Annotated in this window: 8 protein-coding genes; 3 read left to right on the top strand and 5 right to left on the bottom strand. The window is 74.1% G+C overall.

The genetic code is table 11. The features are described 5' to 3' along the window. The first annotated feature begins 41 nt into the window (after nucleotides 1-41). The 3 genes from DMB42_RS15725 (at nucleotide 42) to DMB42_RS15715 (ending at nucleotide 4,205) form a co-directional block, all read left to right on the top strand. A complete protein-coding gene (locus tag DMB42_RS15725) occupies nucleotides 42-971 on the top strand; it encodes a pseudouridine-5'-phosphate glycosidase (RefSeq protein WP_125635174.1) in 930 nt (309 codons plus the stop codon). Continuing rightward, nucleotides 968-1,897, top strand: coding sequence for a carbohydrate kinase family protein (locus DMB42_RS15720; protein ID WP_125635172.1), 930 nt, complete (start codon nucleotides 968-970; stop codon nucleotides 1,895-1,897). Before DMB42_RS15725 ends, DMB42_RS15720 begins: the two co-directional genes overlap by 4 nt. An 82-nt stretch (nucleotides 1,898-1,979) precedes the next feature. Beyond that, the gene (locus DMB42_RS15715; protein ID WP_125635170.1) at nucleotides 1,980-4,205 is read left to right on the top strand and encodes a hypothetical protein; all 2,226 of its coding nucleotides are present in this window, start codon (nucleotides 1,980-1,982) and stop codon (nucleotides 4,203-4,205) included. A 21-nt stretch (nucleotides 4,206-4,226) separates the two neighbouring features. On the opposite strand, the gene DMB42_RS15710 is transcribed toward DMB42_RS15715, so the two are convergent. The 5 genes from DMB42_RS15710 to DMB42_RS15690 form a co-directional block, all read right to left on the bottom strand. Beyond that, entirely contained in the window at nucleotides 4,227-7,160 is a 2,934-nt protein-coding gene (locus DMB42_RS15710; RefSeq protein ID WP_125635168.1) for an AAA family ATPase, read from the bottom strand. Between the two features lie 127 nt (nucleotides 7,161-7,287). After that, the gene (locus DMB42_RS15705; protein WP_125635166.1) at nucleotides 7,288-7,722 is read right to left on the bottom strand and encodes a GNAT family N-acetyltransferase; all 435 of its coding nucleotides are present in this window, start codon (nucleotides 7,720-7,722) and stop codon (nucleotides 7,288-7,290) included. 74 nt (nucleotides 7,723-7,796) lie between these two features. Further along, nucleotides 7,797-8,933 carry an acyl-CoA dehydrogenase family protein gene (locus DMB42_RS15700; protein ID WP_125635164.1) on the bottom strand — a complete coding sequence of 379 codons (1,137 nt, stop codon included), beginning with the start codon at nucleotides 8,931-8,933 and terminating at the stop codon, nucleotides 7,797-7,799. Between the two features lie 2 nt (nucleotides 8,934-8,935). After that, on the bottom strand, nucleotides 8,936-9,841 hold the full coding sequence (locus tag DMB42_RS15695) for a hydroxymethylglutaryl-CoA lyase (protein WP_125635162.1): 906 nt from the start codon (nucleotides 9,839-9,841) through the stop codon (nucleotides 8,936-8,938). Further along, nucleotides 9,841-11,793, bottom strand: coding sequence for a biotin carboxylase N-terminal domain-containing protein (locus DMB42_RS15690; RefSeq protein ID WP_125635160.1), 1,953 nt, complete (start codon nucleotides 11,791-11,793; stop codon nucleotides 9,841-9,843). Before DMB42_RS15690 ends, DMB42_RS15695 begins: the two co-directional genes overlap by 1 nt. Nucleotide 11,794 lies beyond the last annotated feature (1 nt).

Below are 11,794 nucleotides of genomic sequence, written 5' to 3'. Positions count from 1 at the left end.
CCTGAACCGGCCAGGACCACTCAAGGAGCTTGAAACCCACCATGCGCAGCGTCACCGACTCCCTTCTCCAGCCGTCCGACGAAGTCGCCGAGGCCCTGGCCGGCGGCGCCCCCGTCGTGGCCCTGGAGTCCACGATCATCTCCCACGGTCTGCCGCAGCCGCGCAACCTTGAGGTGGCCCGCGAGCTTGAGGGAGTGGTCCGCGCGGCGGGCGCCGTCCCGGCGACGATCGCCGTCCTGGACGGCGTGGCCAGGATCGGGCTGAACGAGGTGGAGCTGGAGCGCATCGCCACCGAGTCCGGGCTGCGCAAGCTGGGCCAGCGTGACCTGCCGGTGGCCGCGGCGATGAAGGCGAGCGGGGCGACGACCGTGTCGGCCACGTCGTTCCTGGCCGCCCGCGCCGGCATCCGCGTCTTCGCGACCGGCGGTCTCGGCGGCGTCCACCGCGGCTGGACCGAGGACCAGGACGAGTCGGCCGACCTCGACACGCTCGCCCGTACCCGCATCACGGTCGTCTGCGCGGGCGTGAAGTCGATCCTCGACGTGCCCGCCACGCTCCAGCGGCTGGAGACGCGCGGCGTGACCGTGGCCGGCTACCGTACCGACACCTTCCCCGGCTTCTACCTCAACTCCTCCGGCCTGCCGATCGAGTGGCGCATCGAGACGCCCGAGGACGCCGCCGCCGTGATGCGCGGCCAGGACGCGCTGGCCGGCGGCCCGGAGACCGCGCTCATCGTCGCCAACCCCGTGCCCGAGGACCAGCAGCTCGACCCGGCGCTGCACGACCGCGTGCTGGCCGAGGCGCTGGCCGCCGCCGAGCGCGAGGGCGTCAAGGGGCAGGCGATCACCCCGTTCCTGCTCGGCTACCTCGTCAAGGGCACCGGCGGCGCCTCCCTGGAGGCCAACCTGGCCGCCGTACGCGGCAACACCGCCCTGGCCGCGCGGATCGCCGTGGCCTGGTCGCGGGCGTGAGCGAGTCGGGCCTCCTGGTCATCGGTGACGTGGTCACCGATGTGGTGGCGCTGCACGGCTCGCCGGTCATGGCGGGCACCGACACGGCCGCGGAGATCGTGTTGCGGCCCGGCGGCTCCGGCGCGAACACCGCGGCCTGGGCGGCCCACCTGGGGGCCGACTCGCGGCTGCTGGCCAAGCTCGGCTACGACAGCAGCGAGTGGCACACGACGGAACTGGTCAAGACCGGCGTCCGGCCGCACGTGGCCGTGGACCCGGAGCATCCCACGGCGGTCGTCATCGCCATGGTGGACAAGACCGGCGAGCGTTCCATGCTCACCAACCGCGGCGCGGGCGGCCTGATCTCCGACGCCGACTGGGACCCGGCGCTGCTCGACGGCGTCGGACGGCTGCACCTGTCGGGCTACACGCTGTTCGCGCCGCCCGGTCTGCGCCTGGTCAGGGCCGCCGTCCGGGACGCCGTCGCCGCCGGGGTGCCGATCAGCGTCGACCCGGCCTCGACGGGCCCTCTACGGGACTTCGGCGTCGAACGTTTCATGGCCGAGACCGCCGCGGCCGATCTGATCATCCCGAATCTGGACGAGGCCCTGGTCCTCACCGGCGCCGCGACGCCGGAACAGGCCGTGGTCCTGCTGAGTGAGACGTACGGCACAGCGGTGGTCAAGCTGGGCGCCGAGGGCGCGATGGTGGCGGTGGACGGCGTGGTCACGGCGACGTGCGCGGGGATGTCCGCCGAGGTGGTGGACTCCACGGGCGCGGGTGACGCCTTCGCCGCCGGGTATCTCGCGGCCACCCTCCAGGGGGCGGCCGCCCGGCTCGCGCTGGAGGCGGGATGCCGTGCCGGGGCGGAATGTGTGGCCCAGGTGGGCGGCCGTCCACGGTACGGTTTGGATCTGAACCGTCTTTACCCTATTCACACTGATTGATAGCTTGCCGCGTAGGCTGCACCATTAGCCACATGCGTACCGGGTTGCCCACGCGGCCCACTGGGGAGGATAAGGTCCGCCGATGGAAGTCGAGTCATCGATCTGCCTGAGCGACCTCGTCCCAGCTCTGCGCTGGAGCCGCCCACAGCAGGTGGCCGAAGTGCTGGGTGATCCGCGGCTGCCGGCAGGGTGGTGGTCCTCGCTCGCGGTGTCGCGGGCGTTCGGCACGGCGGGGCTCGACTGGGTCTGCGAACGGCTCGCCCGGCTGATCTCCTCCCGCTGGGACCATCTGCCGCTGGTGGACCTGCTCCCGGCGCTCGCCGTCCATCAGGTCGATCCGGCGCTGCCCGGCTGGCCCGACGCCACCCGTACGGCGGTCGCGGGGCTCGGCGGCTGGCAGCGGCTGCGCCGCCTGTCCCCCGGCGACCTCGGCACCCCGTCGGCGACGCCCGAGGTCGTGGTCGGCTCGGTCCTGCGCGAGGTGCTCGGGCGCATCCCGGCGCAACGGGAGGCCGTACCGGCCCAGCAGTCCGGCTCGCCGGACGTCACCCGGGCGCACGAGCGCGGCGCGGGCGACCGCCAGACCGGCTCCTTCCCGGCCGTATCAGGTCCCCAGACCGGCTCTTTCCCTGCTGTACCGGGTCCCCAGACCGGCTCCTTTCCGGCCGTACCGGGGCCCCAGACCGGCTCTTTCCCGGCCGTACCGGCGGCCGAGGCCGGTTCGTACGCGGCCCAGCCCGGCAGCGGCCCCCAGCGGCGGCCCGGCGCCTTCACCCCGCACAGCGACGCCTTCCCGGCCCAGCCCGAGGGCGCCCCGCGCGCGCCCGGCGAGGGCGGCCTGCCGCAACGTCCGCCCGCCGCCCGCCCTGCCGCCCAGCAGCAGCCCGGCCCGTTCACCCCGCCGCCGGACAACGCCCCGCAGCGCCCCGCGGCACCGGAGGGCGCCCCCCAGCACCAGACCGGCGCCTTCGCCGCCCAGCCGTCCGACACCACCCAGCAGCGCCAGACCGGCTCCTTCCCCGCACAGCCCGACGCCGGGCAGCAGCGCCAGACCGGCTCGTTCCCGGCCCAGCCCGAGGGCGGGCCGCGGCAGACCGGCTCGTTCCCGGCGCAGGGGGGCGCGCGGCTCCCGCAGCGACCCACCGCCGGGCGTCCGGATGCCGGCCCGCAGGCCGCCGGCGACGGCCCCCCGTACGCCGCCCCCGTCCCCGCCGCCGGGACGCCCGCGCCCGGCCAGGCCCCCACCGAGGCCGACCACGCGATGGTGCGCGTCGTGGACGGCCTGTTCCGCGGCCTGGACAAGCTGGAGCTGGCCGTGGCCGTGCACCGGCTGTTCGCCGAGGACCCGGTGAGCCTCCGCACGCTCGCCCACAAGCTGCTCGTGGACCGCGACGTGCTCTCCCAGGCCCAGCGCACCGCCGAGGAGCGCGTCCTGCACTGGTTGCGCTCGTCGGAGTCCGCGCCGGTGACCGGCCACATGTTCCGCCTGACCGAATGGCTCGGCGCGGCGGCCACCGAGGAGCAACTGATCGGCGCCGACCCGGCCCACCCGGCGATGGTCCCGTCACTGCGCACGCCCCTGTGGCGGGTCCTGGTGACGCTCATGCCCGACCGCCGCCTCCAGGACGGCTGGCTGGTCGTCGGCGACATCCACGGCCTCCAGGGCCGTACGCGGCAGCTCCTGGCCGCCGCCCCGCCGGACGCCGACGTCGTAGAGCTCCTCGGCGAGCTGGGCATCCGCGCCCACTCCGCCAAGGCGTGGCTCGACGCCCTGCCCTCGGAGTCGGCCCCCGGCCCGATGGACGCCTCGCCGCAGCCCGCTCAGCCGCTCCCCCGCCGTACGCCGGGCGCCAACGGCCACCACCACCGGGGCGGCCAGCCCATCCCGTCGGCGAACGCCGGCTCGATCGACCCTTCGGCGGCCCTGGCCACCTTGTCGGCGCTGTCGGGCGGCCGGTCCGGCATGCTGCCCGGCGCCCTGGCCGGAACGCCGTCCACGCCGCCTCCGCCGCTGCCGAGCCCGTCGTCGGACCCGCGCCGCTGGCAGCGCATCGAGGTCACCCCGGAACACCTCAGGGGCGGCCCGGTGCCGGTGCCGGAGGGCTACGCGGCCCAGCTCGGCATGCGCCCGGGAACGCTGCTGTCGGTGACCGGCCCCGGCGACAACGCGATCGTCCTGGTCTGGCAGGGTCACCAGCCGGTCTTCGACTCCCTCCAGCCGGTGCTCATGCGCCTGAACGCCCGCCCCGGCGACCAGGTCTACGTCACGGTGGACGGTTACCGCCTGGAGGCCCAGCTCACCGGCTGAGGCCGGCGGCCTCCCAGGCGGTCACTCGTACAGACCCAGCCGGTGGGCCGTCGCCGCCGCCTCGCCGCGTGTGGCGACGCCGAGCTTGGCCAGGATGTTGGAGACGTGCACGCTGACCGTCTTGACCGAGATGAACAGCACTTCGGCGATCTCCCGGTTGCTCCGCCCGTTCGTCACCTCGCGCAGCACCTCCAGCTCACGCGCCGTCAGCCCCATCGGCGGCCCCTCGGGCTCGTCGCCGCCCCCGAGGCGGGCCCGCCGCCCGAACACGTCGAGCTGTTCGAGCAGCGGCGTGGCCCCCAGCTCCGCGGCCAGCTCCCGCGCCCGCGCGACCATCGGGGCCGCGCCCCGCCGGTCGCCGCCGGCCAGCGCCGCGTGCGCGGCCCCCATCAGGCACTGCGCCTCCGCGTACGGCTGCCGCAACGCCGCCCAGGCCGCCACCACCGACTCCCACGCCTCACGCGAGGCCGCCCCGGCCCCCTTCTCGGCCCCCTTCTCGGGCCCCTTCTCCGGCCCGGCCAGCACCCCGAACGTCAGCCGCTGCGCCTCCTGGAGATCGCCGACGGCCCGCAACTCCCGTGCCGCCTCCCGCAACCGCGTGAGGAGGGCCGCCGCGGCCCCGGCGTACGGCGAGCCGCCGTCACCGAGCACCGCCCGGCAGAGCTGCGCGAACGTCACCAGCACCGGCCAGGAGTAACGCGAGGACGACAGCGGGGACTGCGCCTCCAGTCCGCGGGCGGCGGCGGCCAGCGCCTCACCCGGCTGCCCCTGCGCCCGCAGCAGCAGGACCTGCCTGACCAGGTGCGGCAGCACGGTCTGCTCCCGGTACGTGCCGCGCGCCAGCACGCTGCCCGACGACGACAACAGCTTGTCGGCCCGGTCGAGCTGCCCCCGCGCGAGCGCGATGTCCATCGCGAACCCCTGGAGGCTGGCCCGGTAGGGCGCCGGCGGCGCGAGGTCGAGGGCCTGCTCGACGACCTGGAGGGCTTCGTCCCAGCGGCCCAGCGAGACCAGCGGCTCGGTCAGGTTGATCGCCAGGAACGTGCCGGACGTACGGGCCAGGCCGTAGTGACCGGCCTCCTGGACGCCCTCGCGGGCGACCTGCGCGGCCCGCTCGTGCCAGCCGGCGCCCTCCAGCGCGTCGGACTCGGAGATGGCGCAGCGCATGAGCGCGTTGTAGGCGCCCTGGGCGCGGGCCACACGGCGCGCCTCGGCGAACTCCTTGAGCTGGGCCTCGACCTCGGAGAAGCTCCACCGCGCCCAGGCGAGGCTGATGCGCGCGTGCGCCTCGACGTTGGCGTCGCCGGTCTCGTGGCCGATCTCCATGGCGAGCTGGGCCGTCGCCAGCTTCTCCGGCCAGTCCTCGGGACGGTGGAGCATGCGCGCCAGCGTCTCCAGGACCTGGCCGCGCAGCTTGCTCGGCGGGTCGGCGGGCACCAGCTCGCCCGCCTTGCGCAGGTCGTCGAGGTGGCCGGCGCGGCCCAGGTCGTAGCGGGTCAGGCCGCGCTGGCGCAGCAGGGTGGCCGCCCTGATCGGGTCGGCGTCGAGGTCGACCTCGGCGAGCGCGGCGCCGGCCAGGGCGAGGCTGCGTTCGTACTCGCCGGCCAGGTGGGCGACCGTGGCGGTCTGCCGGAGCACGTCGAGCCGGTCGCAGCCGATGCGCTCGGCGGCGTCGGGCACCTGGTCCCACAATTCCAGCACCCGCGAGAGCATCCTGAGCTGCTCGTCGTAGGCGGTGGACTTGCGGGCCGCGGCGGCCGCGTGCCAGGCGCTGACCAGCGCCCAGGTGGAGTCGTGGGCGGAGTGCCAGTGGTGGGCCAGCTCGATCGCGCCGCGCGGGGCGGGCAGGATCGACAGGTCGCGTTCGAGGGCCTCGGCGTAGCGGGTGTGGAGCCTGGTGTGCTCGCCGGGCAGCAGGTCGTCGTGCAGGGCCTCGCGGATGAGCGCGTGGCGGAAGCCGTAGCCCTCGCCGTCGACGACCAGCACGTTGCCCGCCACGGCGGGCCGCAGCGCCCGCGACAGCGCGTTGTCGTCGAGCCCGGCCACGGCGGTGAGCAGGTCGTGCTCGATGCGCTGGCCGCCCGCGCTGGCCACGCGCAGCAGTTCCTGGGTCTCGTCGGGCAGCCGCTCGACGCTGGCCAGCAGCAGGTCGCGCAGCGACTCGGGCAGCATGTCGCCGCCGTCGGCCTCGCTGAGCAGGGCCTCGACGAACAGCGGGTTGCCCTCGCTGCGGGCGTAGATCAGGTCCATCGCGGCGGGGGACGGCTCGCGTTCCAGAATGCTGGCCGCCTGCGCCACGGCCTCCCTGCGGGTGAGCCGGCGCAGCTCGACGCGGCTGACCCACTCGATGCGGCCCAGCTCGGCCAGCATCGGCCGCAGCGGGTGGGTGCGGTGGAGCTCGTCGGTACGGTACGTGACCACGATCAGCAGCCGGGCCGCCGTGCGCTGGTAGCGGACGAGGAAGGACAGCAGGTCACGGGTGGAGCGGTCGGCCCAGTGGGCGTCCTCCACCACCAGCAGCACCGGGCGTTCCTCGGCCAGCCGTTCCAGCAGCCCGAGCACCTGCTCGAACAGCCGGGCCCGCGCCTCGGCGCCGTCCTTGTCCGGCTCGCCGAACTCGGGCAGCAGCCGGGCCAGCCCGCGCGTGGTGCCGCCGGGCACCAGCGCCGCCACGCCGTCGCGCCCGAGCTCGCGTACGAGCCCGCGCAGCACGGCCGTGAACGGCGCGAACGGCAGGCCCTCGGTGCCCAGCTCCAGGCAGCCGCCGACGAGCACCCGCCCGTCGCCCGCCCGGTCGACGAACTCGTTGAGCAGGCGGGTCTTGCCGACGCCGGCCTCGCCGCCGACGAGCACGGTGGACGAGGCGCCCGCGCGCGCCCTGGTCAAGGCGTCTCCCAGGGCGTGCAACTCGCGGGCACGCCCGACGAACAGCGGGCTGACGGCGTGGATGCTCACGCCCCAAGGATGCCATCAGACACCGACAAATCGGACCGCCACCCCCGGCAGTCGTCTGTCAGCGCAAAACCCCGCCGCCCGTCAGCGCGGAACCGTGTCGTCCGTCAGCGCAAGACCTTGTCGTCCGTCAGCGCAGAACCTTGCGGAAGAAGGTGGCCGACGCCTCGTAGCCGAGGGCGTGGTAGAACTCCGGGGCCCGCCGCGTGGCCATCGCCACGTAGCCCGCCCGGCGCGTACGGGCCCACGCCTCGAACTCCTCCAGCAGCCGGCGCCCGATGCCCTGACGGCGCGAGCCCGACTGGACCATCGCCTCCTCGACCCAGGCGACCGGCCCGTTGGCGAACAGCGTCAGGTGCACGAACCCCAGCAGGTATCCGTGGACCCGGCCGCCCACGACGGCCGTGAGCAGCAGGGCGTCCTCGTTGCGCAGGAGTTGCGGGAGCGCGGCGTCGAAGGCCTCACGCTCCGGCCTGAACGTCAGCCCGAACTCGCGCGCCAACGCGAACACCGCGTCCGCGTCCGCGTCCTCCGCCCTCCTGATGACAAGATCGTCCGCCGTCATGAGGTACGACACTAGAACCTCTGTGCCCTTTCGTCCATCGTGTCGCAGGTGTGTCCCGCGGCGTCCGGTATCGGTCAGAGGTCGCCGAGGTCGAGCAGGCGGGCGATGAGCATACGCTGCACCTCGCTGGTGCCCTCCCCGATCTCCAGGATCTTGGCGTCGCGGTAGAAGCGGCCGACCGGGAACTCGTTCATGAACCCGTACCCGCCGAACACCTGCGTGGCGTCGCGCGAGTTGTCCATGGCCGCGTTCGAGGACACCAGCTTGGCGATCGCCGCCTCCTTCTTGAACGGCACCCCGGCCAGCATCTTCTCGGCCGCGTGGTAGTAGGCCAGGCGGGCGGTGTGGGCGCGCACCTCCATGTCGGCGATCTTGAACTGGATCGCCTGGTAGTGGCCGATCGGGTGGCCGAACGCCTTGCGGTCCCTGACGTACTTGAGGCATTCGTCCACGCAGCCCTGGGCCAGGCCCACGCTGAGCCCGGCGATGGCGATGCGGCCCTCGTCGAGGGTCTGCAGGAACTGCGCGTAGCCGCGGCCGCGGTCGCCGGGCAGGTTCGCGGCGGGCACCCGGCAGTCGGTGAAGGACAGCTCGCGGGTGTCGGAGGCGTTCCAGCCGACCTTGGAGTACTTCTTGGAGACCGTGAACCCCGGCGTGCCGCTCGGCACGAGGATCGTGGAGATCTCCCGCTCGCCGGTGAGCGCGGCCACGCCGATCACGCCGGTGATGTCGGTGCCGGAGTTCGTGATGAACGCCTTCGTCCCGTTGATCACCCATTCACCGCCGTCGAGCACGGCGGTCGTACGCATGCCGCCGGGCACGTCGGAGCCGCCGCCCGGCTCGGTCAGCCCGAACGCGCCCAGCATCTCGCCCGAGGCCAGCCGGGGCAGCCACTCGCGACGCTGCTCGTCGGTGCCGAACCGGTAGATCGGCATCGCGCCCAGCGACACCGCGGCCTCCAAGGTGATGGCGACGCTGGAGTCGACCCGGGCCAGCTCCTCCAGCGCCAGGCACAGCGCGAAGTAGTCGCCGCCCATGCCGCCGTACTCCTCCGGGAACGGCAGGCCGAACAGTCCCATCTCAGCCATCTTGCGCACGATGTCGTACGGGAACTCCTCGCGCTCGTAGAAGTCGCCGATCACGGGCGCCACCACGTCACGGGCGAACGCCTCGACGGTCTTGCGCAGCTCTTGGTATTCGTCGTTCAACATGATCAGCCTTTCGCGAGGGCCTGGACGACGCGCGAGGAGCTGGGCCGGCCCAGCCGCTCGGCCAGCCAGGTGCTGGTTGACACGAGTTTGTCCAGGTCGAGCCCGGTCTCGATGCCGAGCCCGCGCAACATCCACACGAGGTCCTCGGTGGCCAGGTTGCCGGTGGCGGACTCGGCGTAGGGGCAGCCGCCGATGCCGCCCGTGGAGGCGTCCACGGTGGTCACGCCCGCCTTCAGGGCGGCGAGCGTGTTGCCGAGCGCCTGCCCGTAGGTGTCGTGGAAGTGCACGGCGAGCCGGTCGGGCCCGCCGAAGGCGCCGATCAGCGCGGTGACGTGGCCCGGCGTGCCGACGCCGATCGTGTCGCCGAGCGACAGCTGGTAGCAGCCGACGCCGGCGAGCCGCTCGCCGACCGCGACGACCTGCTCGATCGGCGTGGGCCCCTCCCAGGGGTCGCCGAAGCACATCGACACGTACGCGCGCACATCGAGGCCGTGCTCCAGGGCCCTCGCCACGACCGGCTCGAACATGTCGAACTGGCTCTCCAGCGTCCGGTTGAGGTTCTTGGCGGCGAAGGTCTCGGTGGCGCTGGCGAAGATCGCGATCTCGGTCACGCCCAGCTCCAGCGCCCGGTCCAGGCCGCGTTCGTTGGGCACCAGCACCGGGTAGCGCACGCCGGGCCTGCGGTCGAGGCGGCCGAGCAGCTCAGCGGCGTCGGCGAGCTGCGGCACCCACTTGGGGTGCACGAAGCTGGTCGCCTCGACGACCGTGTGCCCGGCGTCGGCCAGCCGGTCGATGAACTCGGCCTTCACCTCCACGGGCACGATCGCCGACTCGTTCTGCAGGCCGTCGCGCGGGCCCACCTCGTAGACGGTGACCCGCTCGGGAAGCCCTTCCATGCGGTACGCCATCACGCCTCCTCACCGGTGACCACGGCCAGCACGGCGTCCATGTCGACCGGCCTGCCCGGCTGAACGGGCAGCTCGGCGACCACGCCGTCGCGCGGGGCGGTGACCGTGTGCTCCATCTTCATGGCCTCGACGACGACCAGCGGCTGCCCCTCGCTCACCCGGTCGCCCGTCTGGACCTTGACCAGCAGGACGGTGCCGGGCATGGGGCTCCTGACCACGCCGTCGCCCGCCGCCGCGGCGCCGGGCCGGTCGCCCGGGTCGCCGATGAGGTGGCGGGTGAACGCCCAGGACTCGCCGTCCCTGCCGAGCCAGAGCGTGTCGCCGTGGCGGGCGGTCAGGTAGCGCGTGGTCCGGCCGCCGAGCGTGACCGCCAGCTCGCCGCCGCCGGTCGTGACGCGCGCGGGGACCGTCTCGCCGTCCAGCAGGACCTCGGCCGAGCGGTCCGGCAGGCCGCGTACGGGCACCGCGTGCACGCCGTCGCGCGATTCCAGCCGCCAGGTCGTCCAGGCAGGCTCGCCGATCCGCCAGCCGTCGGTGACCTGCCAGGGGTCGGGGCCCTGCGGCAGCGTGTGGAAGGCCAGCGCCGCCGCGGCCGCCACCTCGCCCGGCACGCCCGCCTGGGGCAGCAGCTCGGGCAGCGCCCGTTCGACCAGGCCGGTGTCCAGCTCGCCCGCCTCGACCGCCGGATGACGGACGAGCGCGCGCAGGAACGGCACGTTGGTGACCACGCCCAGGACCGCCGTACGGGCCAGCGCCCGGTCGAGCGACCTGAGCGCCGAGGCGCGGTCCGGCGCCCAGGCGATCACCTTGGAGAGCATGGGGTCGTAGTCGCTGCCGACGGTCCCGCCCTCGGCCAGGCCGGAGTCCACCCGGACGCGGCCGGGCCCGTCGCCGTCGGCCGGCTCACGCAGGGCCAGCACACGTCCGCCGCTGGGCAGGAACCCACGCGCCGGGTCCTCGGCGTAGACGCGGGCCTCGACGGCGTGGCCGTCCAGCCGCACGTCCTCCTGGGCGAACGGCAGCGGCTCGCCGGCCGCGACCCGGAGCTGCAGCTCCACCAGGTCGAGGCCGGTGACCAGCTCGGTGACCGGGTGCTCGACCTGGAGGCGGGTGTTCATCTCCATGAAGTGGTAGGCGCCGGTGGTGCCGTCCACGATGAACTCCACCGTGCCCGCGCCGACGTACCCGACCGCGCGGGCGGCCTCGACGGCGGCGGTTCCCATGCTCGCGCGCGTCTCGGGCGTCACGAAGGGCGACGGCGCCTCCTCGATGATCTTCTGGTGCCTGCGTTGCAGGCTGCACTCGCGCTCGCCCAGGTGCACGACGTTGCCGTGGGTGTCGGCCAGCACCTGGATCTCGATGTGCCGGGGGTTCTCGACGTAGCGCTCGATGAGCAGGGTGCCGTCGCCGAACGCCGCCCGCGCCGTACGGCGGGCCGACTCCAGCGCGTCGGGCAGCTCGGCGGCCGAGCGCACCAGCACCATGCCCTTGCCGCCACCACCGGCCGACGGCTTGATCAGCGCCGGGAAGTCGGCCCATTCGGTCAGCGCGTCGCCGGGCTCGGCCCCGCCGGGGACGACGGGCACGCCGGCCGCCGACACGGTGGCCTTGGCGCGGATCTTGTCGCCCATGGCGTCGATGGCCTCGGGGGACGGGCCGACGAAGACGAGCCCGGCCTCGGCGCAGCGCCGCGCGAAGGCGGCGTTCTCGGCCAGGAAGCCGTAGCCCGGGTGGACGGCCTGCGCGCCGGAGGCCAGCGCCGCCGCCACAATCGCCTCGATATCCAGATATTTCGAGACTTCGAGGGCAATGTCGGCTTCGCGGACGTGCCTGGCACCCGCGTCGGGCGGCGTGAACACCGCCACCGACTCGACGCCGAGCGCGCGCAGCGTCCGGGCGACCCGGACGGCGATCTCGCCCCGGTTGGCGATGAGAACACGGTCGAAGAACATG

Origin of the sequence: Nonomuraea sp. WAC 01424 (assembly GCF_003947315.1) — a bacterium.
In the GTDB taxonomy this organism is placed as follows: Bacteria; Actinomycetota; Actinomycetes; order Streptosporangiales; family Streptosporangiaceae; genus Nonomuraea; species Nonomuraea spiralis.
The sequence above is the reverse complement of the archived record's forward strand: the minus strand, read 5'-3'. Positions and strand labels throughout refer to the sequence as shown.

What these genes read in the sequence shown, in the direction of transcription:
- DMB42_RS15725 (WP_125635174.1), top strand. Translation starts at nt 42, where the DNA reads ATGCGCAGCGTCACCGACTCCCTTCTCCAGCCGTCCGACGAAGTCGCC.
- DMB42_RS15715 (WP_125635170.1), top strand. Translation starts at nt 1,980, where the DNA reads ATGGAAGTCGAGTCATCGATCTGCCTGAGCGACCTCGTCCCAGCTCTG.
- DMB42_RS15695 (WP_125635162.1), bottom strand. Translation starts at nt 9,841, where the DNA reads ATGGCGTACCGCATGGAAGGGCTTCCCGAGCGGGTCACCGTCTACGAG.
- DMB42_RS15705 (WP_125635166.1), bottom strand. Translation starts at nt 7,722, where the DNA reads ATGACGGCGGACGATCTTGTCATCAGGAGGGCGGAGGACGCGGACGCG.
- DMB42_RS15690 (WP_125635160.1), bottom strand. Translation starts at nt 11,793, where the DNA reads ATGTTCTTCGACCGTGTTCTCATCGCCAACCGGGGCGAGATCGCCGTC.
- DMB42_RS15700 (WP_125635164.1), bottom strand. Translation starts at nt 8,933, where the DNA reads ATGTTGAACGACGAATACCAAGAGCTGCGCAAGACCGTCGAGGCGTTC.